This is a genomic window from Dermatophilaceae bacterium Soc4.6 (genome assembly GCA_039889245.1).
In the GTDB taxonomy this organism is placed as follows: Bacteria; Actinomycetota; Actinomycetes; order Actinomycetales; family Dermatophilaceae; genus Lapillicoccus.
In genome coordinates this window covers 108,984-134,331 of record JAZGVH010000002.1, presented here as the reverse complement: position 1 = coordinate 134,331, position 25,348 = coordinate 108,984, and the positions used below count along the sequence as shown (strand labels likewise).

Annotated in this window: 24 protein-coding genes; 13 read left to right on the top strand and 11 right to left on the bottom strand. The window is 72.2% G+C overall.

Annotation, left to right across the window (positions count from 1 at the left end):
• Nucleotides 1-26 precede the first annotated feature (26 nt).
• Nucleotides 27-1,106: an L-erythro-3,5-diaminohexanoate dehydrogenase gene (locus tag V3N99_00675; GenBank protein ID MEO3935249.1), complete on the top strand. Its 1,080-nt coding sequence runs from the start codon at nucleotides 27-29 to the stop codon at nucleotides 1,104-1,106.
• Between the two features lie 30 nt (nucleotides 1,107-1,136).
• On the opposite strand, the gene V3N99_00670 is transcribed toward V3N99_00675, so the two are convergent.
• The 3 genes from V3N99_00670 to V3N99_00660 all read right to left on the bottom strand — a co-directional run bounded on the left by V3N99_00670 (nucleotide 1,137) and on the right by V3N99_00660 (nucleotide 4,858).
• Nucleotides 1,137-2,579, bottom strand: coding sequence for a hypothetical protein (locus V3N99_00670; protein ID MEO3935248.1), 1,443 nt, complete (start codon nucleotides 2,577-2,579; stop codon nucleotides 1,137-1,139).
• A gap of 4 nt (nucleotides 2,580-2,583) precedes the next feature.
• Nucleotides 2,584-3,399, bottom strand: coding sequence for a LamG-like jellyroll fold domain-containing protein (locus tag V3N99_00665; protein ID MEO3935247.1), 816 nt, complete (start codon nucleotides 3,397-3,399; stop codon nucleotides 2,584-2,586).
• A gap of 64 nt (nucleotides 3,400-3,463) precedes the next feature.
• Complete coding sequence (locus V3N99_00660; protein MEO3935246.1) at nucleotides 3,464-4,858, bottom strand: mycothione reductase; 1,395 nt, start codon at nucleotides 4,856-4,858, stop codon at nucleotides 3,464-3,466.
• A gap of 148 nt (nucleotides 4,859-5,006) precedes the next feature.
• Between V3N99_00660 and V3N99_00655 the strand changes: the two genes are divergently transcribed.
• The 7 genes from V3N99_00655 (at nucleotide 5,007) to V3N99_00625 (ending at nucleotide 12,138) form a co-directional block, all read left to right on the top strand.
• Complete coding sequence (locus tag V3N99_00655; protein MEO3935245.1) at nucleotides 5,007-6,632, top strand: lysine 5,6-aminomutase subunit alpha; 1,626 nt, start codon at nucleotides 5,007-5,009, stop codon at nucleotides 6,630-6,632.
• Nucleotides 6,629-7,420: an OAM dimerization domain-containing protein gene (locus V3N99_00650; GenBank protein ID MEO3935244.1), complete on the top strand. Its 792-nt coding sequence runs from the start codon at nucleotides 6,629-6,631 to the stop codon at nucleotides 7,418-7,420. Before V3N99_00655 ends, V3N99_00650 begins: the two co-directional genes overlap by 4 nt.
• Nucleotides 7,417-7,803: a hotdog domain-containing protein gene (locus tag V3N99_00645; protein ID MEO3935243.1), complete on the top strand. Its 387-nt coding sequence runs from the start codon at nucleotides 7,417-7,419 to the stop codon at nucleotides 7,801-7,803. Before V3N99_00650 ends, V3N99_00645 begins: the two co-directional genes overlap by 4 nt.
• A gap of 34 nt (nucleotides 7,804-7,837) precedes the next feature.
• Nucleotides 7,838-8,737 carry an LLM class flavin-dependent oxidoreductase gene (locus V3N99_00640; GenBank protein ID MEO3935242.1) on the top strand — a complete coding sequence of 300 codons (900 nt, stop codon included), beginning with the start codon at nucleotides 7,838-7,840 and terminating at the stop codon, nucleotides 8,735-8,737.
• A gap of 452 nt (nucleotides 8,738-9,189) precedes the next feature.
• Nucleotides 9,190-10,803 (top strand): apolipoprotein N-acyltransferase, encoded by a 1,614-nt coding sequence (gene lnt / locus V3N99_00635; GenBank protein ID MEO3935241.1) that lies wholly within the window; start codon nucleotides 9,190-9,192, stop codon nucleotides 10,801-10,803.
• A gap of 49 nt (nucleotides 10,804-10,852) precedes the next feature.
• On the top strand, nucleotides 10,853-11,644 hold the full coding sequence (locus tag V3N99_00630; protein ID MEO3935240.1) for a polyprenol monophosphomannose synthase: 792 nt from the start codon (nucleotides 10,853-10,855) through the stop codon (nucleotides 11,642-11,644).
• Complete coding sequence (locus V3N99_00625) at nucleotides 11,641-12,138, top strand: FxsA family protein (protein ID MEO3935239.1); 498 nt, start codon at nucleotides 11,641-11,643, stop codon at nucleotides 12,136-12,138. Before V3N99_00630 ends, V3N99_00625 begins: the two co-directional genes overlap by 4 nt.
• Nucleotides 12,139-12,206: 68 nt before the next feature.
• Here the strand turns inward: V3N99_00625 and V3N99_00620 are convergent, their stop codons facing one another.
• Both V3N99_00620 and V3N99_00615 read right to left on the bottom strand, forming a co-directional pair.
• The gene (locus V3N99_00620; protein ID MEO3935238.1) at nucleotides 12,207-12,566 is read right to left on the bottom strand and encodes an RNA polymerase-binding protein RbpA; all 360 of its coding nucleotides are present in this window, start codon (nucleotides 12,564-12,566) and stop codon (nucleotides 12,207-12,209) included.
• A gap of 191 nt (nucleotides 12,567-12,757) precedes the next feature.
• Entirely contained in the window at nucleotides 12,758-14,113 is a 1,356-nt protein-coding gene (locus V3N99_00615; protein MEO3935237.1) for an MFS transporter, read from the bottom strand.
• 80 nt (nucleotides 14,114-14,193) lie between these two features.
• On the opposite strand from V3N99_00615, the gene ngcE reads away from it, so the two are divergent.
• From ngcE to V3N99_00600, 3 genes are read left to right on the top strand one after another with little or no spacing between them, the layout of a single operon-like run.
• Entirely contained in the window at nucleotides 14,194-15,654 is a 1,461-nt protein-coding gene (gene ngcE / locus V3N99_00610; protein ID MEO3935236.1) for an N-acetylglucosamine/diacetylchitobiose ABC transporter substrate-binding protein, read from the top strand.
• Entirely contained in the window at nucleotides 15,651-16,568 is a 918-nt protein-coding gene (locus V3N99_00605) for a sugar ABC transporter permease (GenBank protein ID MEO3935235.1), read from the top strand. The genes ngcE and V3N99_00605 overlap by 4 nt, the downstream gene beginning before the upstream one ends.
• Nucleotides 16,565-17,410 (top strand): carbohydrate ABC transporter permease, encoded by an 846-nt coding sequence (locus tag V3N99_00600; protein ID MEO3935234.1) that lies wholly within the window; start codon nucleotides 16,565-16,567, stop codon nucleotides 17,408-17,410. The genes V3N99_00605 and V3N99_00600 overlap by 4 nt, the downstream gene beginning before the upstream one ends.
• 187 nt (nucleotides 17,411-17,597) lie before the next feature.
• On the opposite strand, the gene V3N99_00595 is transcribed toward V3N99_00600, so the two are convergent.
• The gene (locus tag V3N99_00595; protein ID MEO3935233.1) at nucleotides 17,598-18,161 is read right to left on the bottom strand and encodes a GNAT family N-acetyltransferase; all 564 of its coding nucleotides are present in this window, start codon (nucleotides 18,159-18,161) and stop codon (nucleotides 17,598-17,600) included.
• Between the two features lie 43 nt (nucleotides 18,162-18,204).
• On the opposite strand from V3N99_00595, the gene V3N99_00590 reads away from it, so the two are divergent.
• Together V3N99_00590 and V3N99_00585 are read left to right on the top strand one after the other, a co-directional pair.
• Nucleotides 18,205-18,825: an FMN-binding negative transcriptional regulator gene (locus tag V3N99_00590; GenBank protein MEO3935232.1), complete on the top strand. Its 621-nt coding sequence runs from the start codon at nucleotides 18,205-18,207 to the stop codon at nucleotides 18,823-18,825.
• Between the two features lie 37 nt (nucleotides 18,826-18,862).
• Nucleotides 18,863-20,500, top strand: a complete 1,638-nt coding sequence (locus V3N99_00585; protein MEO3935231.1) for an amidohydrolase — start codon at nucleotides 18,863-18,865, stop codon at nucleotides 20,498-20,500.
• Nucleotides 20,501-20,506: 6 nt separating this feature from the next.
• Here the strand turns inward: V3N99_00585 and V3N99_00580 are convergent, their stop codons facing one another.
• The 5 genes from V3N99_00580 to V3N99_00560 all read right to left on the bottom strand — a co-directional run bounded on the left by V3N99_00580 (nucleotide 20,507) and on the right by V3N99_00560 (nucleotide 25,315).
• Complete coding sequence (locus V3N99_00580; protein ID MEO3935230.1) at nucleotides 20,507-21,889, bottom strand: bifunctional PIG-L family deacetylase/class I SAM-dependent methyltransferase; 1,383 nt, start codon at nucleotides 21,887-21,889, stop codon at nucleotides 20,507-20,509.
• Nucleotides 21,883-22,980 carry an acyl-CoA dehydrogenase gene (locus V3N99_00575; protein MEO3935229.1) on the bottom strand — a complete coding sequence of 366 codons (1,098 nt, stop codon included), beginning with the start codon at nucleotides 22,978-22,980 and terminating at the stop codon, nucleotides 21,883-21,885. Before V3N99_00575 ends, V3N99_00580 begins: the two co-directional genes overlap by 7 nt.
• Nucleotides 22,977-23,675, bottom strand: a complete 699-nt coding sequence (locus V3N99_00570; protein ID MEO3935228.1) for a glycosyltransferase — start codon at nucleotides 23,673-23,675, stop codon at nucleotides 22,977-22,979. Before V3N99_00570 ends, V3N99_00575 begins: the two co-directional genes overlap by 4 nt.
• Nucleotides 23,676-23,930: 255 nt before the next feature.
• Nucleotides 23,931-24,905 (bottom strand): DMT family transporter, encoded by a 975-nt coding sequence (locus tag V3N99_00565; protein MEO3935227.1) that lies wholly within the window; start codon nucleotides 24,903-24,905, stop codon nucleotides 23,931-23,933.
• A 194-nt stretch (nucleotides 24,906-25,099) separates the two neighbouring features.
• The gene (locus V3N99_00560; GenBank protein MEO3935226.1) at nucleotides 25,100-25,315 is read right to left on the bottom strand and encodes a hypothetical protein; all 216 of its coding nucleotides are present in this window, start codon (nucleotides 25,313-25,315) and stop codon (nucleotides 25,100-25,102) included.
• Nucleotides 25,316-25,348 lie beyond the last annotated feature (33 nt).

Below are 25,348 nucleotides of genomic sequence, written 5' to 3'. Positions count from 1 at the left end.
CATGTCGAACGGAGGATGTTGTCCCAGTGAACGAGTCATCGCCCGTCGGGCTGCACCGCGTGCTGGAGCCGTCGGGGCACGCCGTCACCCTTCCCCAGGCCGCCCTGCGACTCGACGCCCGCGCCGAGCTGTGGGCCGACGAGGTGCGCATCGACGTCGAGACGCTCAACCTCGATGCCGCGTCCTACCGGCAGCTGGCGACCAAGCACACCGGGGCAGCGGGTCAGGTCGACGGTGGGGCCGTGCGGGACGAGGTGCTGGCCATCGTGCGCGAACGGGGCAAGATGCAGAACCCCGTCACCGGCTCCGGGGGGATGCTGATCGGCACGGTCGCCGAGGTGGGGCCACAGAGCCCGCTCGGGCTGAGCCCGGGTGACCGCGTCGCGACCCTCGTCTCGCTGTCGCTGACCCCGCTGCTGATCACCGACGACCTGGTCGGGTGGGACGGCCTCGGTGAGCAGGTGCCGGCCCGCGGGCACGCCATCCTCTTCGGACGCAGCATCGCCGCCGTGCTCCCGACCGACCTCGCCCACCGCCTGGGTCTGATGGTGATGGACGTCTGCGGCGCACCGGCACTGGTCGCTCGCGTCGTGCGGGAGCACGTCGAGGGCACGCCGACCCGAGCCGGTCACCGCCCGACCGTCTGCGTGCTGGGTGGCGCAGGCAAGTCAGGATCGCTGTCGCTGGCCGCCGCCCGAGACGCGGGAGCAGCGCGAACCATCGCCGTCGTCCCCCACGCCGCGGAGGCGTCCGCGCTCGAGGGCACCGGCCTGGCCGACGCGGTCGTCGTCGCCGACGCCCGGTCGCCCCTCGGTCTGGCGTCCGGTGTGGAGGCCGCCGGCGGGCCGGCCGACGTCACCGTGGTGTGCGTCGACGTGCCCGGCTGCGAGCAGCCCGCGGTGCTGGCGACCGCCCAGGGGGGCACCGTGATCTTCTTCTCGATGGCCACCAGCTTTGCCGCCGCCGCCCTGGGAGCCGAGGGTCTGGCCGCCGACGTGCGGATGCTCGTCGGCAACGGCTACGTGCCGGGGCACGCCGACTACGCCCTCGACCTGCTGCGGCGCACACCTGCCGTGCGCCGCCTCTTCGAGGCCCGGCTGGACTGACCGCGAGGCCTGCTCGGTCGGAGCGACGGGTCAGGGCAGGGTGCGGAGCAGCACCTGGTGGGCGCTGTCGTCGGTGAAGGCGACACTCGTGGCGTCGACCGCACGCACGGACGGTGAGCTGACCGGGGTGCCGGCGGCGTCGAGACCGACGACGGTGGTCTTGCCGGCCGTGAGCTCGCGCCGATAGGCGGTCTGCACCGTCGGCGACGGGCTGACCAGGTTGGTGGTCTTCGAGGTGAAGACGAGCGAGGCGCCGCCGGGGGCGAACTCCATCGCCCGCGTGGGGGTGACGTTCTTGCCGGTGTTACTGCCCGACGGCGGTCGGGACACCCACGTGAGGCTTCCGGTGCCAAGGTTCTTGACATAGATCTGGGGCGTGGTGTTGAGCACGCCGACCACGCCCAGGGTCGTGCCGAAGGAGGTGAAGGCGACGAGCGAGCCGTCGGCCGAGGCGGCGCCATACGCACTGAGCTCATCGGACGGGGTGCCGGTCGCCGATGCCGAGACCACGGCCGTGCCCGAGCCGGTGGCGCTGGTCACGAAGACGTTGCCCTTGGCTCGCGGCACTCCGGCGGCGCAGGCGCCGCCCGAGTCGAAGACCACGCGGCCGGTCGCCAGCACCGCGTCGAGGGTGCCGCGGCACGCGACCCCCGAGGCGTCGCGCGAGACGGCGCTCGTCGAGGCGCCGGCGAGGTCGCGGCGGTAGACCTGGCCGGCCGGGGCACCGGCCACGACCTTGGCGGCCTGGGTGTCGAAGTAGACGTCTGAGCCGTCGGGCGAGACAGCGACCGTGGGCGGTGCCTCCGCCGTCGACGCGATCGGACGGCCCGACGAGGTGACCGAGGCCAGGGTCAGGGCGCCCGAGGCGAGGTCCTTGACCAGCACCTGCCAGCCGGCGCCGTAGGAGGTGTCGCGGGCGGCGAAGGCGAGGCGGTTGCCCGAGCTCGAGAAGCCGGCCGTCGTCACCGACAGACCGGTGTTGGCCACCGGGGTCGAGCTCGCGCCCGAGACGAGCGTGAGCGCTCCCGACCCGAGCGTGCGCACATAGGCCTGGGGGCCGGTCGCGGTGCCGGTGATGCCGCCGCGGGCCACGAAGGCGTAGCGGCCCCCGTCGGGGGAGAACCCGACACCGGTCGCCCCCTGCGCCGTGGCGGTGGTCGAGGCCAGGGTGAGGGCGCCGCTGGTGGCCTTGACGTAGCTCTGACGCACCCCGCTGGTGGCGGCCGGGCTGAGGTTGGTGGCGGTCGAGTCAAAGGCGAGGAGCCCCGGCTGGGCGTCGACCAGCGACGAGGCGCCGTTGCCGACCACCCCGGCGCTGCTGGACGAGACCACGCTGGTGGTGGCCGTGCCGGCGGCCGGGCCACGCGAAGCCGTGCTGCCGTGGCTGAGACCGACCGCGGCTGCCACGCAGCCGAGCGTGCCGAGCGCGACCAGCAGGGCGGGGGAGCGGCGGGACGAGGGGAGGGAGGTCATGGCGTCACCCGATCCGGTAGGTCGCGTAGTCGAGGTCGCCGCCGAGCTCGTCGTCGGGGCTGACGGCGCCGCCGATGGTCTTGCCGCCGATCGAGACGGCGTCGGTGGTGTTGGTGTTGGTGCCGACGACGACGTCCTGGTGGGCCTCCAGCGCCCCGTCCATCCACAGGTCGGCGGCCGTCGCGGTCTTGGTGCAGGTGATGGTGTGCCAGCGGCCGTCGCCGACGAGCGCATGGCTCTGCAGACGGGCACTGCCGGAGGTGCCGATGAAGCGGCACCGCACGATGTATCGCGTCATCTCGATCTTCCAGAAGCCTGACTTGTCGGTCGAGGTGCCCTTCTGGATGAAGTTGGCGCCCTTGGCCCCGTTGGTCACCCGCAGGCGCAGGTCGAGACGGATGTCGCGGTTGCCGGGCTCGAGGCTGGGGTTGCTCGGGGCCTGGAGGATGCCGTCGTCGAAGTGGGCCCACCCGGAGTCGGAGGCGGGCTCGTAGCCACCCCACGTGACGCCGGGGTGACGGGGGTCGGGGGTGGCGGTGTTGCCGGAGCCGGACGAGTCGGGCTCACTGGTCGACGAGGCCGCACCGTCGAACTGCCACGACCCGGCCAGGGTGCCGGTGGGCGGCGGCGGCCCGCCGGCGGACGCAGCAGCGGTGGCGGAGGTGGCGGAGGAGGGCGCGACGGCAGCGGTGACCGGTGCCGTCGCAGCCTGCGACGACGAGGTCATGACCAGCAGGGGAGCGGCGGCCACGGCGAGCGCCCCCACGGCGGCCAGCAGCGGCGTCCCGGCTCTCGGCGTGCGTCGGTGCTTCGTGGTCACAGTCGGTGTCCCCTCTCGTCGTCCCGCCCCCGAGTGAAAGGCCGGGCGACGTCACGTTATACCGCTAGAGGGTGCCGAGAAGGGCGTTCTCGACGACCTCGGTCAGCGCCGGGTGGATCCAGTACTGCCCGCGGGCGACGTCGTCGGCCCGCTGCCCGAAGTGCATCGCCTGCACGAGCGGCTGCACCAGCGTGGCCGCCATCGGCCCCATGATGTGGGCGCCGAGGATCTGCAGGGTCTCGTCGTCCACCAGCACCTTGCACAGGCCCGCGGTGTCCTCGAGGGCCCAGCCGTAGGCGACGTCTCCGAAGGCCTGGGTCTTGGCGCGGTAGGCGGTGCCGGCCGCTGTCAGCTGCTCCTGCGTCGCCCCGACGGAGGCGATCTGCGGGTGCGTGAAGACGGCGCTCGGCACGAACCGGTGGTCGCTCTCACGTGGCTGCGCCTCCAGCCCCATCGCGTGGGCGAGGTTGTGCCGCACCACCTTGGACTCGTGGTTGGCGACGTGCTTGAGCTGGTGGTCGCTGCTGATGTCGCCCAGGGCCCACACCCCGTCGACCGGGGTGCGCTGCTGGCTGTCGACCACCAGACGGCCGTCGGGGTGGGTCGGCAGACCGGCCAGGCCCACCTGCAGCAGGTCGGTGTTGGGCACCCGACCGAGCGCCAGCAGGACGGCCTCCGCCTCGACCACCGTCTCACCGTCGGGCCCGGCGAGCGTCAGCCGCCACACCCCGTCGGCTCGGGTGGCGGCCGTCACCTGCGTCCGCAGGCGCACGTCGAAGCGCCCGACCGCGAGGTCGGTGAAGGCCGCGGAGATCTCGCCGTCGAGGTGGCTCAGCAGCCGCTCGCCCCGGTGCACCCAGGTGACCCGCGAGCCGAGGGACTGCAGGACGTGCCCGAGCTCGGCCGCGATGTAGCCGCCGCCCACGACGACGGTGCGGGGCGGGAGGTCGTCCATGCGCATCACGGTGTCGCTGGTGTGGACACCGGCGCTGGGGTCGGCCTCGCGCAGCCCGTCGACGTCGAGCAGGCGAGGACGCCCGCCCGCCGCGATGACCCAGCGGTCGGCGGTGACCTCGACCCCGGTGCCGGTGTCGAGGACCATCTCGTCGGTGAAGTGGGCCGTGCCCTGGTAGACCGTGATGTGGTCGGCGCGCTTGCGGTAGTCCTCGCCGCCCTGGGAGATGGGGTCGATGCGGCCGAAGACGCGGTCGCGGATCGCTCGCCAGTGCGCCGTGCCGGTGGGGATGTCGACCCCCAGGCGGGCGGTGTCAGCCGCCTCGACGACGCGGTCGGCCGGCAGGACGAACATCTTGGTCGGGATGCAGCCGACGTTGAGGCAGGTTCCACCGAAGGTGCCGCGCTCGACGAGGCCGATGTCGAGGCCGTCGTGCTCGGGCCCGATGACCGAGTTGCCCGAGCCGGTGCCGATGATGACGAGGTCGTGGTGGCGGCGCTGCATGGTGGCAAGGCTAGGGGTCGCTGGCCGCCGACGGAGAGGCGCCTCCCGCCGCGGTCACATCTTGTCGTCGTTGACCGCTTTGGCCGCACGGTTTCCGGCAGACCACGGATAGCGCCGGATGAACGGCGTTCTTCGCTAGGATGCCGCTGTGACCACGACGCCCGCGCGCCTCGAGCTGGATCCTGCTGTCGTCCGACGGGCGCGCACCCTCGCCCGCACCGCCGGCGCACCGGTCGTGCGGATGGCCCGGCGCCACACCACGGTCTCGGTCGAGCGGGCGACGCTGCGCCTGGCTGGCCTCTCCGGCGCCGACCACGAGCGCATCCCCTGGGTCAACCACCTCGTGGACGCCGTCCGGGACCAGGTCGGTCTCGAGCACGGCGTGACGACGCCGGTGTGGGATGCGCTGCGCCGTGGCGAGGCGCAGGACCTGGTCACACTGGCCCAGAAGGCGGCCAGCGGCTCGGTCTCGTTCGCGCTGCCGGAGGGGCGCGAGCTGGCGACGGCGCGACGCACCGCCCGCTCGGCGGTTGCCGTCGGCATCCGGCGCATCGACCGTCAGCGGCTCGCGCGCGAGCGACTGGTGCGCCGCCTCGGTGACCCACCGAGCAAGCCGTGGATCTACCTCATCGTCGCCACCGGAGACATCGACGAGGACATCCCGCAGGCGCAGGCCGCGGCCCGTGAGGGCGCGGACGTCATCGCCGTGATCCGCTCGACCGGCCAGTCGCTGCTCGACTACGTGCCGGAGGGCGCCACCCACGAGGGGTATGCCGGCACCTACGCCACCCAGGAGAACTTCCGGCTGATGCGGGCCGCCCTCGACGAGACCGGCAAGGAGCTCGGGCGCTACATCCGCCTCACCAACTACGCGTCCGGCCTCTGCATGCCCGAGATCGCGGCGCTCGCCGGGCTCGAGCGGCTCGACATGATGCTCAACGACTCGATGTACGGCATCCTCTTCCGCGACATCAACCCGGTGCGCACCTTCGTCGACCAACGGTTCTCGCGCCAGGTGCACGCGCGCGCCGGCATCATCATCAACACCGGCGAGGACAACTACCTGACCACCGCCGACGCGGTCGAGGCCGCCCACACGGTCACCGTGAGCCAGCTGCTGAACGAGTACTTCGCCAAGGAGGCCGGTCTCGCTGACTGGCAGCTCGGCCTGGGCCACGCCTTCGAGATCAACCCCGAGCTGCCCGACTCGTTCCGCCTCGAGCTGGCCCACGCCATGCTCGCCCGCCACCTCTTCCCGCACGCTCCCCTGAAGTGGATGCCGCCGACGAAGCACATGACCGGTGACGTCTTCCGCGGCTACCTGCTCGACGGCTTCTTCAACCTCGTCGGCGCGATGACCGGCCAGGGGATCCTGCTCGTCGGCATGATGACCGAGGCGGTCGTCACCCCCTTCCTCTCCGACCGCGACCTCGCCCTGCAGAACGTGCGCTACGTGATGAACGCCGCCGGTGGGCTGGTCGAGGACTTCCACCCCCCGCGCGACGGCGTCATCCAGACGCGGGCCCGCCACGTGCTGGGGGAGGCGGTCGACGTGCTGGACCGCATCGTCGCCGACCCCGGCTCGGGGACGGCCGCGCACTCGGCGCCCCTGCTGGCAGCGATCGCCGACGGCACCTTCGGTCTGATGAAGCGGCCCCCCGACCGGGGCAAGGGTCTCGACGGGGTCGTCGCGAAGGCGCGGCGTCGCGCCCCCGAGACCCCGGGCTACGACAACCCGGCCACCACCCTGCTCGAGGAAGGGAGCACGCGATGACGAGCCGACCCACCCCAGACATCGTGCGCCCGTACGGCGACACGACCGGTGACGGCATGGTGCAGGTGTCCTTCACCCTGCCCCTGCCCCACGACAAGCGCGCCGAGGGGGCGGCGCTCCAGCTGGCCCGCAAGATGGGCATGGAGCCGGCGATGCTGGTCCACGCGAAGCCCATGGGGCCGGACTTCACTTTCTTCGTCGTCTACGGGTCGGTCATCCACCTCGTCGACGTGAAGGCGGTCGAGGTGATCGAGCGGGAGTATCCCCTGCTCAGCGCCAAGGACGTCAACCTCGCGGTGAAGAAGGGGCTGCGCCGCAAGCTGGTCGTCGTCGGCGCCTGCATCGGCACGGACGCCCACACCGTCGGCATCGACGCGATCCTCAACATCAAGGGGTTCGCGGGCGAGAAGGGCCTGGAGTACTACCGCGAGCTGCGGGTCGTCAACCTCGGCGCCCAGGTGCTGGTGCCCGAGCTGGTGGCACGGGCCCGCGAGGAGAAGGCCGATGCGGTGCTCGTCAGCCAGGTCGTCACGCAGAAGGACGCCCACCTGCACAACACCGGTCAGATGTCGGCCGCCTTCCGCGAGGCCTACCCCGCGGGGCAGGTCCCCGTGCTCGTGGCCGGTGGGCCCCGGTTCGAGGAGAACGCCGCGGCGAGCCTCGGCGTCGACCGGGTCTTCGGGCGGGGCACCACCCCCGGCGAGGTGGCGAGCTACCTCGTCCACGCCCTGGTCACGGCTCCCGGGCAGCAACGGCGCGCCGGCACCGAGCGGAGTAAGGCCTCATGAGCACCGCTCCTGTGGTCGGGACCGTCGTGCTCCACCGCCGCTACGTGCCCTACAGCCACGCGCACTACGCCGGGAACCTCGTCGACGGGGCCTACTCGCTGGCGGCCTTCGGCGACGTCGCGACCGAGATGTGCATCGTGACCGACGGCGACGAAGGGCTGTTCGCCGGCTACTCCGACGTGCGGTTCGTGGCGCCCGTGCGGGCAGGCGACGTCATCGAGATCGAGGCGCGGCTGGTGCGGGTGGGTCGCCGCAGCCGCGAGATGGAGTTCGAGGTGCGGGTGGTGGGCCGGGGCGCGCCCGGACGCGGGGAGTCCGCGGCCGACGTGCTCGACCCTCCCGTGGTCGCGACGACCGCGCGCGGGACGGTGGTCGTGCCGTAGGGCCGCGCGTCCCCACGGTGCCACACTGCGCACCATGGACCTCAGCGCCTGGCCGACCGCGAAGCACCCCTGGCCCGTGATGCGGGAACTCAGCCTCCACGTGGAGCAGCTGGGGTACCACGGGGTGTGGGTGATGGATCACTTCATGGACAACACGCCGCAGGGTGGGGGTGCGGTCCACGAGGGCTTCAGTCTGCTCGCCGCCCTCGCCGCGGTGGTCCCGCGGGTGCGGCTGGGCACCCTGGTGGCCGGCAACACCTACCGACACCCGGCGGTGGTGGCCAACCAGGCGCGCACCATCGACCACGTGAGCGGCGGCCGCTTCGTCCTCGGGCTGGGAGCGGGATGGCAGCGCAACGAGCACGAGCAGTACGGCATCGACCTCCCCACCCCCGGGCCCCTCCTGCGACGCTTCGAGGAGGCCTGCCGGGTGGTGCGGGGTCTGCGCGACGACGAGGTCACCGATTTCGACGGCACCTACTACCGACTGACCCGCGCCCGCATGGAGCTGAAGCCCCTCGGCACCATGCCGCTGATGATCGGCGGAGCGGGGGAGAAGGTCATGGCCGGCATCATCGCCCGCCAGGCCGACGAGTGGAACGTCTGGGGCGACGTCGAGCTCTTCACCCACAAGAACGCCGTCATGACGGCCGCGTGCGAGCGCGAGGGGCGTGACCCGGCCACCCTGCGCCGCAGTGTGCAGGCGCGGATCGTCATCGGCACCGTCGGCGGCACCGACCCCGGCGACGGCCGCACCATCGGCGGGTCGCTCGAGCAGCTGCGCGACACGCTCGGCCGGTATGCCGCCGCAGGAGCAGACGAGTTCGTCGTCCTCGACGGCCACCTCGGTGGCGGACCCACAGGCCTGCACGCCCAGGCCTCTCGTGACCTGTGGGAGACCGTGATGCGGGAGGTGGCGCCCGCGCTGCGGTGACCGACCCACGGTTCTCGGCGTGTCGCCGTCGACACGCCGAATAGTCACGATTCGACCATCATTTCAGTGGCTGACCCACAGCCCCCCTGACCTGCGAGAACGCACGTCTGTGCAGGTCAGGCCCCGGTTGACATGCGGATGTGTATGAGTACGTTGTTCACTGAAAGGTCGTCCGGAAGACCTGGGGTCCGGCGGGGGTGCACACGTGTCCAAGCGGGTGATCGACGCCGTGCGCGCGCAGCCGTCGACAGTGCCACGCTCGCGGTCGACACGTCGACACCAGCCGCTGCCCCGGGTTGGCGACCGACACGCAGGGCCCACACCGCTCAGTAGACAACAGCACGCGTCCGGCATCCCGTCGGAGCCCGCGCTGGACCCAACGGCGATGTGGGCCCTGCGGTCGTCTTCCCCCCGGTCACCCAGCGCCCAGCGGGGCCGGTTACCGTAGCCGCGTGCTGCGTCGTCTCGTCCTCGCCGTCGTCGCCGGCGCGGCGCTCGTGCTGGCCTTCCCCGGGTACGACGTCTGGGTCCTCGCCCCCGTCGCGGTGGCGCTGCTCGCACTGGCCACGACCGGGGCCCGCTGGCGCGGTGGGCTGCTCATCGGCTTCGTCGCCGGGCTGGTCTTCTTCCTCGGCTCCTTGCACTGGTCGGGCATCTACGTCGGAGCGCTCCCGTGGGTGGCCCTGGCGGTCTCCCAGGCGGTCTTCGTCTCGCTGATGGGCGCGGTCTGCGCCGTGCTGCAGTCCCGGCCACTGCCCACCCGGCTGCGGCCGGGACGATCGGCCAGGTCCACCACCGCGCCCGGCCCCCGGGTGCGACCTCTCGTCGTCGCCCTGGCCTGGGTGGGTCAGGAGGCGCTGCGCGACCGCCTGCCCTACGGCGGGTTCCCGTGGGTGCGGCTGGCCTTCAGCCAGGCCGACTCGCCCCTCGGTCGGCTCGCGGCGCTCGGGGGCGCGCCGGGCGTCACCTTCGGCGTCGCCCTCGCGGGTGGCCTGCTCGCCGCCGCGGTGCTGACGGCGTACCGGACGCTGCGGCGGCCGCGCGCCCCGGTCACCGCCGCCCTCGCGGCCCTGGTCGGAGCCGCGGCGGTCACGACCGCAGGTCTGCTGGTGCCCCTGCCGACGCAGGGGCAGCCGGCGCAGGTCATGGCGGTGCAGGGCAACGTGCCGCAGGCAGGTCTCGAGTTCAACGCCCAGCGTCGAGCGGTGCTCGACAACCACGTGCAGGCGACGGTCGACGCGGCCGCCACGGGCCCGACGCCCGACCTCGTGGTCTGGCCGGAGAACGCCTCCGACATCGACCCCCTGCGCAACCCCGACGCCGAGAGCCAGATCAACCGAGCCCTGAGCGCCGTCCGCGCGCCCATCGTCGTCGGCGCCCTCATCGAGGAGCCGCTGCCCAACCTCTCGAACGCCTCGATCCTCTACGTGCCGGGCGTGGGCGCCGTCGCCCGCTACGTCAAGCAGCACCCCGTCCCGTTCGCGGAGTACATCCCTTCGCGGTCCTTCTTCCGACGCTTCAGCGACAAGGTCGACCTGGTCCGGGCCGACTTCGCCGCCGGCACCTCACCCGAGGTGTTCCGGGTGCCCTCGGCCGCAGGGCCCGAGATCGTCGCCGGACCGGTCATCTGCTTCGAGGTCGCCTATGACGACCTCGTCCGTGCCAACGTGCAGCTCGGAGCCAACCTGCTGCTGGTGCAGACCAACAACGCGACCTTCGGCTTCACCGACGAGTCGGTGCAGCAGCTGGCGATCTCGCGCATCCGTGCCATGGAGCACGGCCGCTCGGTCGTGCACGTCTCCACCGTGGGGGTCAGCGCGTTGATCACCCCCGACGGAACCGCCCACCAGGCGAGCTCGTTGTTCACCCGTGACGTGCTCCGCGGCGACCTGCCGCTCCGCTCGGCCCGCACCGTCGCCACGGTGCTGGGGCCCTGGCCGGAGTATGCCGCCTGCGCCTTCCTGGTCCTGCTGCTCCTCGCCGCGCTCGTCGGCTCCGGCCCGAGCGGCCGGGCCGGTCCGGCACGCGACGGTGAGGTCAGGGGCCCCGGTCGGCCCACGCGGTAGGGTCGCGGCTCGGCCCCCTGCCCCCTTCACCCCCACGAGGACGACGTCCGTGACCGACCCCGATCGCGGCCCGCTGGCGCGGGTCTGCGTCCTCGTGCCGACCTACAACGAGCGCGAGAACCTCCGCCGCATCATCGCGCGGCTGCGGGCGGCCGTGCCCGAGGCCGACGTGGTCGTCCTCGACGACAACTCACCGGACGGCACGGGGCAGCTCGCCGACGCGATCGCCGCGACCGACGACCAGGTGCGGGTGATGCACCGCACGCACAAGGAGGGCCTCGGCGCGGCCTACCTCGCGGGTTTCGACTACGCGCTGCAGCACGGCTACGACGCCGCCGTCGAGATCGATGCCGACGGCTCGCACAAGCCCGAGCAGCTGCGGGCCCTCCTCACGGCCGCCGTGGACGCCGACCTCGTGATCGGCTCACGGTGGGTGCGTGGCGGGCGCGTGGTCAACTGGCCGCTGCACCGCAAAGCACTCAGCGTCGGGGCGAACCTCTACACCCGTCTGCTGCTCGGGATGCCGGTCGGTGACGCCACCGCCGGCTACCGGGTCTACCGGTCGGGGGCGCTGCGCCGGCTCGACCTCGGGACCGTGCGCTCCCAGGGCTACTGCTTCCAGGTCGACATGACCTGGCGGGCGGTCCGGGAGGGACTGCGCGTCGTCGAGGTCCCCATCGAGTTCGTCGAGCGCGAGATCGGCACCTCGAAGATGAGCGGCGACATCGTCAGGGAGTCGCTGGTGCGCATCACGGGCTGGGGGGCGTCGTACCGGCTTCAGCAGGTGCGGTCCGGGCTCGCGGCCCTCACCGCACGCCCTCGGCGCGGGGGCTCGTCGTGACGACCCCCGCCGGGGGACGGTCCCGTCGGGTGCGCTGGCCGGCCGCGCTGGTGGTGCTGCTGCTCGTCGTGCCCCTCGTCGAGGTCGCCGTCATCATCGCCGTCGGCCGCACGATCGGCGGCTGGCCCACCTTCGGCCTGCTCCTGCTGGAGTCGGCCTTCGGGGCCTGGCTGGTCCGACGAGAGGGCGCCCGCTCGTGGAGGGCCCTGTCCGAGGCGCTGACGACGGGCCGGATGCCGTCGACCCAGCTCGCCGACGCCGCCCTGGTGCTGGTCGGTGGCACGCTGCTGCTCGCCCCGGGCTTCCTCACCGACATCGGCGGGTTCCTGCTCATCGTGCCCGTGACCCGCCCGCTGGCCCGACGCGTGCTCGAGGGCGTCGTGGCTCGCGGCCTGCTCGCGAGCGTCATGGCCTCACGGTTCACCCGGGACGCGCCCGGGGCCCCCCCGAGCCAGGCCGGGCCCGACGACGTCGTCGACGGTCACATCCTCTGACCGGCACGGAACATGAGAACTGGCCCGCCCCCGAGGGGGACGGGCCAGACGTGGTCTGCGGCTGCGGCTCAGGCACTCCGCTTGCGCGGAGGCTTCTCGCCGCGCGACTGGCGCAGCAGGGTCAGGCGCTCCTCGAGCAGCACCTCGAGCTCGGGGATGGACCGACGCTCGAGCAGCATGTCCCAGTGGGTGCGCACGTGCTTGGTCTCCTTGAACTCGACCTCTGGACCGTCGAGCAGCTTGGCCTCCTGACCGCAACGGCACTCCCACACCGGCGGCACGTCGGCCTCGATGCTGAAGGGGAGCTCGATACGGTGCCCCTGCGGGCAGACATAGGTGGTCATGAGGCGCTCGCTGGGCACGACGTTCGCGTCGGACTCCATGCTCAGCGAACCCAGGTTGGTTCCTCGGAGTGTGCGATCGGCCATGTGGTCCTCCCTCGGTCTGGGGGGCCGGAGGTTTCGTCTCTCGGCCCATGCCCTTCAGTGGTCCCAACGCGACAACCGTCGCGGATGTTCCGTCGGGTCGACGGGCAGACGTCCTCACCCGTTCTGCTGGGAGATTCGGCGTGTTGGCTCCCGTGGATGGTGGAAACCAGGTAACGATCCGATGACGCTTGCTAGACGACGGCGGGCACCTCGTTGCCCGCTGCGACGATCCCCTCGCGCATCCGGACCCGTGACAGCAGCAGCCCCCCGACGACGAAGAAGGCGACGAGCGAGACGATGGCCGGCCGGTACGACCCCGTGAGCTGGTGGACGAGGCCGAAGACCAGCGTTCCCGACCAGCTCGTGCCGCGCTCCATGGCCTGGTAGAGCGAGAAGAACTCTCCCTCGCGCCCGCGGGGGATGAGCTGGCTGTAGAGCGAGCGTGAGAGGGCCTGGCTGCCGCCGAGCACGATGCCGATGAGCAGCGCGAGGGCGAGGAAGACGCCCAGCGACCGGGCGGGCACGACGTAGGCGACGACCACGATGACCACCCACACCCCGAGGCTGCCGAGCACGGTGCGCCAAGCCCCCCGGCGAGCCGCGACCCGCCCCAGCAGGGCCGCCCCGCCGACGGCGACGAACTGCACGAAGAGGAAGACCCCGAGCACGGTGGACTGCGAGAAGCCCAGCTCCTCGCTGCCGTAGAGGCTGGAGCTGCCGATGACGGTCTGGATGCCGTCGTTGAAGAAGAGGTAGGCCAGCAGGAACCTCAGGGTCTGGGGGTAGCGCCGCAGCTCGCCGAAGGTGTCGCGCAGCTGGGCGACGCTGCCCGCGACGACCCCGCGCCGCTGCTCGACCGGCACGGCCAGGGTGCCCTGCACACGGCGCAGACCGAGGACCGGCACCAAGGTGAACAGGCCCCACCACAGGCCCGCCGACAGCAGGCTGACCCGGGTCGACGTGCTGCGGTCGAGCCCGAGTCGCTCGTGGAACAGGTCGAGCAGGAAGTTGAGCGCGAGCAGCAGGCCACCGCCGAGGTATCCGAGGCCCCATCCTCGTGAGGAGACGCGGTCGCGCTCGTCCGGCGCCGCGATCCGCACGAGCAGGGAGTCGTAGACCACCAGCGAGGCGCCGAGGCAGATGTTGGCCACCAGGAGCAGGGCCACCCCCAGCTGCCAGTTCGTCCCGGTCACGGCGAACATGGCGCAGGCAGCTGCCGACCCCGCCCAGGCGAAGCCGGCGAGCAGGTGGGTAGGTCGTGGGCTGCGGTCGGTGACAGCACCGACGACGAGCAGGACGACGGCCGACAGCAGCGTCGACGCGGTGGCGGTGTAGGCGAAGAGCGACCCGGGGTCGACGGGCACGCCGAGCACGTCGAGGGTCTCGCGGCAGGCACCCGCATCGGGGAGGCCGGGGCAGGCGGCCGCACGGGCGACCGCCGTCAGGTACGGGGCCATGAGGACGGTGGCCGTGGTGGTGACGTAGGCCGAGTTGGCCCAGTCGTAGAAGAACCAGGCGCGCTGCTCCGGCGTCGTACGGGTGTTCATGGCCGAAGCGTGGCATAGCCTCGCAGCACGAGTCCCTCACCCGCCCAAGCCGTGGTGCCCGATCGAGAAGGACGTGGCGCATGACCGACGTGACCCGTCAGTCCACACCGGCGAGCAACGGGCACTCCCTCGGCACCGGGATGCCGCGTCGAGACGTCCTCCGGCTCGGCCTGGCCGCCGGCGTGGCCCTGCCCGCGACGTCGGGACTCGTCGCGTGCGCAGCCGGAGGAGGGGGAGCCTCGGACCACCAGACCGTGGCCGCTCGGGCCAGGAGCGCCACCAACCCGTTCGGCATCGACCCCACAGCCCCGGTCGACGTGGTGATCTTCGACGGTGGCTTCGGCGACGCCTACGCGGTCGACGCGGGCAAGACCTTCGACGCCACGTGGAAGGGGAACGGGCTGGCCAAGGTCACCTCGACGACGAAGATCAACACCGAGCTCCAGTCGCGCTTCGTCGCTGGCGACCCACCCGACGTCATCGACAACTCCGGGGCCGACTCGATCGGCTTCGCGGGCATCCAGGACAGGGTCGAGACGCTCGACGACCTGCTCGAGGCACCGGCCATCGGCTTCCCGGGCCAGAGGGTCAAGGACGTCCTGGTCCCCGGCGCGGTCGACCCGGGCACCTTCGACGGCACGCTCCTGCAGCTGAACTACTTCTACACCGTCTACGCCCTCTGGCACAGCGCCAGCCTGTTCTCGCAGAAGGGTTTCGCCGCCCCGACGACCTGGGACGAGGTGATGGCTCTCGGCGCGGCCGCCAAGACCGAGGACCTCTCGCTCTTCGTCGTCGGGGGGCAGAACGCCGCGGGCTACTACCACGAGCTGGCCATCTCGATGGCGGCGCGCCAGGGCGGCAGGGACGTGGTCACCAGGCTCGAGAACCTCGAGCCCGACGGCTACCGCCAGGAGGCCGTGCAGCAGTCGTTCGCCGCGCTCAAGCAGGCGGTCGACGCGCAGTACTTCCTGCCGGGCGGGTCCGGCATGATCCACACCCAGGCCCAGACCCAGTTCGTGCGGGGCCGGGCGCTGCTCTACCCGTCGGGATCCTGGCTCGAGAACGAGATGGTCGACATCACGCCGGAGGGCTTCGCGATGACCGCGCTGCAGGTCCCGACGCTCGGGCCGGGCCCGGCCCTGGCCCACGGGTTCCACGGCGCTGCGGGGGAGCCGTTCGTCGTGCCGAAGGGCAGGAACCCCGCCGGCGGCAAGGAGTACCTGCGACACCTGCTGAGCAAGGAGTCGGCCACCCGCTCCGCCCAGCTGGTCAAGTCGGCCACCGTCGTCACCGGCACCGTGCCCGAGGACGGCTTCGGCTCGACGGCGCTCGCATCGGCGACGAGGATCCAGAACGCCGGGCGGGACGAGGCCTACGGCTGGCGCTACATCGCCCTCTACGGTCTGGGGAAGCAGATCGCGACGATCTGGAACACCTTCCTCTCCGGTCGTATGCCGGTGGCCGAGCTGACCTCCCAGCTGCAGGGCCTGTCCGACACGGTGATGGCCGACCCGGGCGTCAAGAAGTTCCCGGTGCTGTGAGGGGGCGCGACCTCGAGCGGATCTCCTTCTTCGCGGTCTGCCTCGGGCTGCCGCTGGCGCTCTACGGCTTCTTCGTCGTCTCGCCGATCCTCCAGGCCTTCTACTACTCGCTGACCGACTGGTCGGGCTACGACGCGAACCCGGGCTTCATCGGGCTGGGCAACTATGTCGCCCTGCTGCACGACCCCCTCTTCTGGACGGCCCTGCGCAACAACCTCGTGCTCGCCGTCGTGCTGCCGGTCGTGACCATCGCCCTGTCCCTCACGCTCGCGACGCTGGTCACGGTCGGTGGCGCCACGCGGGGGCGGACGACGGGCGTGGCCGGGGCGGGCGTCTACCGGGTCGTGTCGTTCTTCCCCTACGCGATCCCGACGATCGTCACCGGCATCCTGTGGCAGCAGGTCTACTCACCTCAGGGCGGACTGCTCAACGGCGTCCTCGACGCCATCGGCCTGCACCACCTCGCCCACACCCCGTGGCTGGGCGACCCCCACCTGGCCCTCGGGGCGATCGTCGTGGCGATCGTCTGGAGCTTCGTCGGCTTCTACATGGTGCTCTTCGTGGCGGCGATCCAGGGCGTGCCGGCCGAGATCTACGAGGCCGCCCGGCTCGACGGAGCCGGGCGCCTGCGCACGGCCGTGCAGATCACGGTGCCGCTCATCCGCGACAACGTCAACACCGCGATCGTCTACCTGGCCATCCTCGGCCTGGACGCCTTCACCTACACGGCGATCCTCGCGCCCACCGGGGGACCGGACAACCAGGCGCTCGTCGTGACGCAGTACCTCTACTCCAGCTTCGCCACCGCGAAGTACGGCTACGCCATCGCGATGGGCGTCGTGCTCGCCCTCGTCACGCTCGTGGTCTCGGTCGGCGTGCTCGTCCCGGGCCGCCAGCAGGACGTGGAGCGGTGAGCAGGCCGTCCACCCGCAGTGACCGCAGGGTCGCCTTCGCCTCCCACACCGTCCTGACCCTGTGGGCCCTCGCCGTGGTGCTCCCGCTGGGCTGGACCTTCTTCTCCTCGCTGAAGGACAGCCGGTCCATCAACGTCTCGCCCTTCGCCCTGCCGCAGGTGTGGCACTGGGACAACTACGCGCGGGCGTGGAACAGCATCGGGGTCGCACGCTACCTGGCCAACACCGTCCTCGTGGTGGGCACCGCGCTCGTCCTGGTGATGGTGCTCGGGGCGATGACGGCCTACGTGCTGGCACGCTTCAGGTTTCGCGGTAACGCCGCCATCTACTACCTGATCCTGCTGGGCAACACCTTCCCGGTCTTCCTCGCCGTGGTGCCGCTCTTCTTCGTGCTGAAGAACAGCGGTCTGCTCGGCACCTACCAGGGGCTGATCCTGGTCTACGTCGCGTATGCCTACCCGTTCACCGTCTTCTTCCTGCACGCCTTCTTCAAGAGCCTGCCGCAGGAGGTCTTCGAGGCGGCGCAGGTCGACGGGGCCGGTGACTGGCGCACGTTCGTGCAGGTCATGCTGCCCATGGCCCGCCCCGGGCTGGCCTCGGTCGCGATCTTGAACTTCCTGGGGCTGTGGAACCAGTACCTGCTACCGACCGTGCTCAACCCCGACAAGGACCGCTACGTCCTGTCCCAGGGGCTCTACTCGCTGGCTTCGCGAGAGGGCTACGACGTCGACTACGGCGGTCTCTTCGCGGCGGTCGTCATCGCGATCGCCCCGGCCCTGCTCGCCTACGTCGTCTTCTCGCGCCAGCTCCAGAGTGGGGTCGGCGCCAGGACGATCAGGTAGCCCGGTTCACAGGCCGTTCGACACCACGGCGTCGTCGGCCAGCCGGCGGGAGCGCTCGTCACGCAGCCGCAGGGCGTCGAGGAGCAGCCGCGCCGACCCCGCTTGCGCGAGGGGCCCGGAGTGGCCGCAGCCGGAGCGGGTGGGGGAGGGAACGGGGCCGCGCTGACCCTCAGCTCGTCGGTTGCCATCACGAGGTCGTCCGCCCCGCGACTCCCGGCACCAGGGGCTTGACCAGGACCCGGAAGAACAGGTCGTCACGCAGCGCCCCGCCCCCCACGAGCTCGTCGTACGGGAAGGGTCTGATGGCGTCTGTCACGGTATAACCGCGGCGTTCGTACCAGTTGATGAGCTCGTCGCGCTGGGCGATCACCGTCATCTCCATGGTGTGCGCACCCCACCGGTCTGTGGCGAAGTCCTCGGCCCGAGAGAGCATCAGACGCCCGAGCCCGGCGGCCTGCAGGGCAGGGTCGACGGCGAACATCCCGAAGTAGGCCAGACCGGCGCCGCGGTGCACGACCTCGCAGCAGGCGACGACGCGCCCGGACGCGGGGGAGTCGAGCCCCACGAGCACGGCGCCGTCGGGCTCGCTGATCTTCCGCGCCATCCCTGTGGTGTCGATGCGCTCGTCGTCGAGCAGGCCCGACTCCGTGGTCCAGCCGACGTCTCCGCGGTAGGCGGTGCGGACGAGTCGGACGAGGGTGTCGGTGTCGGCGAGTGTGGCCTCGCGTACGGTCAGGGTCTCAGTGCTCACCACAGATGTTCTACCCGATCGCGATGGTCCTAAGGTGACCCCCGTGTACATCCCTCCTTTCAACGCGGTCAGCGCAGAGCCCGAGGTGCGGGCCATGGTGGCCCAGGTCGCGGCGGGCGATCTCGTCACGGTGGGCGCCGACGGATACCCGCTGTCGACGCGGCTGCCGCTCCTGTGGACCGACGAGACGGTGACCGCCCACTTCGCGCGCGCCAACCCGCACTGGCGGGCCATCACCGACGACGCACCGGCGCTGCTGGTCGTCACCGGGCCACAGGCCTACATCTCGCCGTCCTGGTATGCCGCCAAGGCCGAGCACGGGCGGGTCGTGCCGACCTGGAACTACAGCGCGGTCCAGCTGACCGGTCGCGTGCGGGTGCACGACGACGTCGAGTGGGTGCGGGCGATGGTCACGCGCCTCACGCAGGCGCACGAGGCGCACCGGGCGAGCCCCTGGCAGGTCGAGGACGCTCCACCGGCCTACGTCGAGGCGCAGCTGCGCGGGATCGTCGGGGTCGAGCTGGTCGTGGAGCGGGTCGAGGGCAAGGCCAAGTGGAGCCAGAACCGCTCGGAGGCCGACCGGGTCGGCGTCGTGAGCGGGCTGCTGGCCGAGGGGACGGGGGACGCTGCGGCGATGGCGCACAGCGTGAGGTCCCTGCCGTGAAGGGCGGCCGCGAGTGCGGGTGGGCCACAATCACGGGATGAGCGCCACGGCCTTCGTCAACGGGTCCGTCTTCGACGGTCGCCACCACCTCGGCGCGGCGACGGTGGTCGTGCAGGACGGCGTCATCCGGGCCGTCGGGTCGGCGCAGGAGGTGCCCGTCCCTGCGGGGGCGGCGGTGGTCGACGTGGCGGGCGGGCTCGTCGCGCCCGGGTTCGTCGACGCGCACGTGCACGCGGTGCAGGGGGGCCTCGAGCGCACGCGGTGCGACCTCTCCGGGGGCGAGACCCGCGAGGACTACCTCGAGACCGTGCGCCGCTACGCGGACCGCCACCCCGATCGCGGGTGGGTGCTCGGCGGCGGCTGGGCGATGGCCGCGTTCCCCGGGGGCAACCCGGTGGCCGCCGACCTCGACGCCGTCGTGCCCGACCGTCCGGTCTTCCTGCCCAACCGCGACCACCACGGCGCCTGGGTGAACAGCCGGGCCCTGGAGCTGGCGGGCATCCACCGCGACTCGCCCGACCCGGCCCACGGCCGGGTGGAGCGCGACGCCCACGGGCACCCCACCGGCACGCTGCACGAGGGGGCGATGGAGCTGGTCTCGCGGTGCCTGCCCCCGACGTCGGTCGACGAGTATCGTCGCGCCCTGCTCGAGGGCCAGGCGTACCTGCACTCCCTGGGGGTCACGGGGTGGCAGGACGCGATCATCGGCGCGTATGCCGGCATGGACGACCCGGGGCCGACGTACCTCGCGGCCGCGCGCAACGGCGACCTGACCGCTCATGTCGTCGGCGCGCTGTGGTGGGACCGGGACGGCGGCGAGGAGCAGGTCGCAGCCCTCGTGGAGCGGCGGGCGCAGCTGACCCACGGGCGCTTCCGGGCGACCAGCGTCAAGGTGATGCAGGACGGGGTCTGCGAGAACGGGACCGCCGCCCTGGCTGCCCCCTACCTCGACCGCTGCGGGCACGCGACCACCAACAGCGGTCACTCGTTCGTCGACCCGCAGGCGCTGCGGCGGTACGTGAGGCTGCTGGCGCAGGAAGGCTTCCAGGTGCACGTGCACGCCATCGGCGACCGAGGGGTCACCGAGGCCCTCGACGCCTTCGAGGCCGCGGCGCCCTCGTCAGCCGGTCGCGACCTGCGTCACCACCTGGCGCACCTCCAGCTCGTCGGCCCCGACGACGTCGGCCGTTTCGCGGCGCTCGGTGTGGCGGCCAACATGCAGGCGCTGTGGGCCTGCCTCGACGACCAGATGGTCGACCTGACCCTGCCGGTGCTGGGGGAGGAGCGCGCCGCCTGGCAGTACCCCTTCGGCGCGCTGCACCGGGCCGGCACGCGGATGGTCGCGGGCAGCGACTGGCCGGTCAGCAGCCCCGACCCGCTGGCCGCGATCCACGTCGCGGTCAACCGCTGGGCGTACGGCGCCCCGGGGCGGGCAGGCAGTGAGCCCTTCCTGCCCGAGCAGGCCCTCGACCTGCAGACCGCCTTCGCGGCCTACACCAGCGGTTCGGCGTGGGTGAACCACCGCGACGACGCCGGCGCTGTTGCTCCGGGCCGGGTGGCCGACCTCGTGGTGCTGGACCGCGACCCGTTCGTCGGCGACCCCGCCGACATCGGTGCGGCCGAGGTGGTCTCGACCTGGGTCGATGGTGCAGCCGTGTGGAGTCGCGACGCCTGACGGAGGTCAGCGGGAGGGGTTCGGCATGGTGCTGGCGGCGCTGAGGACGAGGACCTCCACGTCGCGGTCGGTGTATCGCGCGGTGACCTCGGGCAGCTCGGGCGAGCGGGTGAAGCGCTCGTGGACCTCCGGCCCCGACAGTGGCCAACCCACGATGGGGTGCCGCCAGTGGGCCAGCACGAGACAGCCGTCGGGGGTCAGCGAGCCGGCGACCCTGCTGATCAGGTCGTCGAGAGCGACCGGGCTGAGGAAGTAGCCAGACTCCGACACCACGATGAGGTCGAAGGTCCCGTCGGGCCAGCCCTGGGGGAGGTCCGCCACCCGCACCTCGACGTGTGGCAGGCCGGAGACCCGCTGCTGCGCCTCGCCGACCGCACGGGGACTGCGGTCCAGGGCGAGCACCGCGTCACACCGCAGGGCCAGCTCGGCGGTCTGGGTGCCGGTGGAGCAGCCGAGGTCGAGCGCACGGCGAAACCGGGGTTGCGGCAGCATCGCCTGAAGGACCTGCCGTTTCCGCTCCTCGTACCACCGGGTCGTGGTTCCCCACGGGTCATCAGACTGGGTGTGCAGCGCGTCGAAGCTGTCGTCGTCGGGACTGCCCTCGATGAAGATCTCGTCCGCTCCACCGAAGTGCTCGAGAAGGGCAGCACCGAGCAGTGTCTCGTCGCCGGGCGCCGCCGAGAGGGGCGCGACCTGGCTGGCGTGGTGGGCGATGGCGAGGGACTTGGCCTGACGCGCAGGCGGGCGGAGGGGGAGTCGCCGCATCCGTGCCCAGGGTGCGGTCGCCGGGTCGCGGTGGTGCCAGAACCACACGGGGAAGTGCAGCAGGTGCGCGCCCGTGCGGTGGGCCACGCGCCGGCCGGCCCGGCCCAAGGCATCGTGGTCGGGATGCCCGTCGTCGTCGTAGGGCGTGACGAGCAGGGTGCGGCGTCCGTCGCCGACGATGTCGACCAGCCTCGTCGTGAGCGACTCCTCGTGTGTGGCGAGCTCACCGTCGGGCAGGTCCCAGATCACCATCGAGGCGGGTTCGCCCCCAAGGGCAGCCCAGGCCTGGCGGGCCTCCTCGTGGCGGATCCGGGCCAACGCTGCCGGCGTCGTCGAGGGTGACCGCGGGTGAGAGCGCTCCCCGGCTGTCGCGACGACGAGGAGGACGGGGATGGCGGGGACGACGGCCCGCAGCGTCGCCACCAGACCTCCGGCGCCGAGGCTCTCGTCGTCGGGGTGCGCTGCCGCCACCACGACCCGGTCCGGCGGAGCCCACTGCGGCAGGGCTTCGGGACCGTGCGGCTGGGTGAGCGGGTCCCACGTCGGGACGTCACCCCATTCGGGCCGCGCAGCCCACACGGTGGCGGGGGTGCCCGGGCTGTCGTGGGTGAAGCGCCTCACCACGGGTCGCTCGACCGGTCGTCGGTGACGGGCAGGAGGCGTGCCCCGAGGGTGGCGTCGTCGCGCTCGGCGTGGTGCTGACGACGGTAGATCTGCAGATCGGCGACCCGCCGGGCGTGCTCTTCCTCCTGCGTGAGGGGTCCCGGTCCGAGGGCGCGATCCACGTGCCGCAGCACGCGGTCGACGGCGTCGGCGACGACCCCCCGCACCCGCAGCGCGAGCAGCTCACCGGCTGGGCCACCGGCGTGACCACCGTCGACAGCGGCCGCTGCCTCCGCGAGGGCGCATCTTGCTCCCGTCAGCGCGACGTCGACGGCTCCGAGGTGCGCCAGATGGAGCTGGTCGGGCGGGCGGCGGACGGCGGGGGAGCGGAGCCTGCGCGCGAGCGCGACCGCTGCGCCGAACCAGACGGCGGCGACCCCGATTCCACCCCAGGCGAACCCGTCCCGTCCCAGGTACCACCCCGGTGAGCCCACGAGGTGAGCCGTTGCGCCGTCGAAGGTGACGGGCGCACTGACGATGTCGGTCAGGCCGCGTGAGACCCAGGCGACGGGCTCGGGGTGCACCTCGGCCGCGCGCAGCGACACGGCAAACAGGCCGCGGGTCTGCTCGCCGTCCAGCCACGCCGTGACCAGGGCGTCGGTGACGTGGCCGGCCAGCGAGCACCACGGCTTGGTGCCAGTGAGGAGCCAGGGGCCGGCGACAGCATCACGTCGGCTGGCCTCGAGACGGGGAGGTGGACCCTCGGCGGCGTAGACACCCCAGGTCCGCTCGGCGTCGTCCGGGCTCACCCCGGGCTGCCCCGGGCGCGGTCCGTCGGGGGTGGGCAGACCGGCTTCGGCGAGGATGGCGAGGGCGTCGGCGTGCGGCTCGAGCGTCCGCGCGATGCTGAGGTCGACCGCACCGACGCTGGCCAGCAGCTCCCAACGCAGCAGGGTCTGACCGTGGCCGGGCAGGGGCAGTCGCGGGCCCCACTGCTGGGCCAGCGACAGCCACTGCGCCGGTCCGGCACCGACGACCGTCGTCGCGTCCGCCACCAGAGCCTGCGACTCAGGGTGGGCGCTCGGGCCGAGACGCACCGGCGCGGACATCATCGGACGGACCCGTCGACGAGGCTGCTCCGGTTGGCCAGCTCGCGATCCAGGTCGCGCAGGTAGCCCGCGAAGCCGCGCCGGACGCGTCCCGTGCGACGCGCCGATGTCGTGATCCGGGTGCCGCCGACCACCGATGCCCCCGTCGCTCGCAGTGCCCGCACGAGCAGGAGGTCCTCCTGCTCGCTGAGGTCGGGGAAGCCGCCCGCCCTCAGGTAGGCGTCGAGCCGCACAGCCAGGTTTGCCCCGTGGAGGGAGCCCCGACCGCGCGGGTGGGCCAGCCACCACGCCTCGAGGGAGGCGGCGTCCATCTCGGCCGGGTCGGGCTCCACCTCACCCAGCACGACGTCGTGATCGGAGACCAAGGTGACCAGATCGGGCAGCCAGCTCGCCGGGACGGTCCCGTCGGCGTCCGTGTTGACGACCAGGACGCGGCCGGGGTCGATGTCAGCCGTGAGGGTCCGGGCCAGCTCCACTCCCGCTCGACGGGCCGCTCCCACCCGGCCGACATCGACGACCAGCAGGTGCGCACCTCGCGCGGCGCTCGAGGTGCGATCCGTGCACCGGTCGAGGACGACGACGAGCTCCACGCTCACCCGGGGCCGTTCGCGTCGCAGGGTCGCCACCGACTGCGCGACCGAGGCCAGGCAGGCCCCGATCCGCCGCTCCTCGTTGTGGGCCGGGATCACGACCACCACGCGACCGATCGTGGGGCGGAGGGAAACTGGTCCCATCGACGCGGGGAGGAGCGGTGCAGGACGGGTCTGCGGGCCAGATGGTGCGGGCACAGCGTTCCTCCGATCTCGTGGGCCCCACCGGGAGACGTCTGGCCGGGGGTGAACATCCCTCCTACCCAGAAGAACGGTGCCGCACCGGACGGGACCAACACGCGGTCGGGCACAGGTCGTCGCCTGTCCGCGCCGAAGAGCTGCGGTGCGCTGGGTGACCGGTGGTCAGGAACGGGACGGGCTGACCCCGGGTCCAAGGCTCGCGACAGCGACGAGAATGAGCGCTGCCCCGAACACTCCGGGGGCGCCCAGTCGTTCGCCGAGGACGACGGCCGCGACGAGGGCGGCGGCGACCGGCTCGAGCAGGGTGGCGACAACAGCCGTCGCGCTGGAGGTCGTGCGCAGCCCGGCATAGAGGAGCCAGTAGGCCAGAGCCATCGTGGCGGCACCGAGATAGAGCAGCGTGGCGACCGCGGTCGGGTCGGCCGTGGTCGCCGCGCCTGCTTCCAGCTGAACGCCGATCAGCGCGGCCGGCACCAGGGCGGCGGCGCCGACGGCGGTCGCGGCGGTGGTGAGGGCCAGCGGTGTGTACCCGCGGGCCAGCGGCTCGCCCAGTACCGTGGCCGCGGCGTAGGCGGCGCCAGAGCCCAAGGCCGCGAGCACCCCGAGGCCGGGGTGCGGGCCTGTGGCACCGGATCCTGATGTTGCGCTCACCAGGACCAACCCAGTCAGCGCCGCAGCCACCGGCAGCAGGGTCGCGCTGCGCGGCCAGGCGCGATCACGGGCGGCGCCCACCGTCGTGAGCAGCACTGGCGCCAGCCCCAGCGCGATCACCGTGGCGACGGTCACGCCCACCGCGACGACCGAGGAAAAGTAGAGCGCCTGATAGGTCGCGGTCGCCAGACCGACGACCGCGACCCGCCGAGGGTGGGCAGTCGCCAGTCGTCGGAGCTCTGCACCCTGGCGCAGCGCGAGCAGCGACCCAAGGAGAACGACCGTTGCGATAGCCGTGCGGTAGGCGCTGATGGTGAGCGGTGAGAGGGGAGCGTGCTCGCGCACGATCTGGACGGCGAGCCCACCAGTGCCCCACAGCACACCAGCAAGGCTGATCTTGACGAGACCCGAACGGGCGTGCGGGTACGACGAGGTCGACAACGTGGGGCTCCAGTAGACGAGGGTGTGCGGGTAGGTCTGGAGCACGCGGGCCGAGGCCTCGCCTCGCCAAGTCAGACGGGCCGTGGTGCACTCCGGTCAATGGATCGGACGCGGGGCGGCGAGCCGAGTCACGCGGTCAAGTTACACCCGGTGCGGGGAGAGGAGGTCCCACGCGAGCTCAAAGTGACATAATGCTGATTATCGGCGTATCGAATCATGTTGGGGGAGACAACGTCCGGTCAGGCCAGGAGTTCGTCACCTTCAGGCAGGTCGGGGTTGTCCCGGTTGTTCTCCACGGGGACGCTGTCGGGCGTGCTGGGAACGGCATCGGCTCCCCCTGCGGATGTCTCAGCCCCGGAGAAGGAGGAGCCGGCCTCGGAGACGGTCAAGCCGTCCTCGCGACCGTCGTCGTCATGGTCGGCAGCTGGCGTCGGAGTCGAAGTCGCGGAACTCATGCGTGCTGACTACCCGCGTCCTGGGCTGGGCAA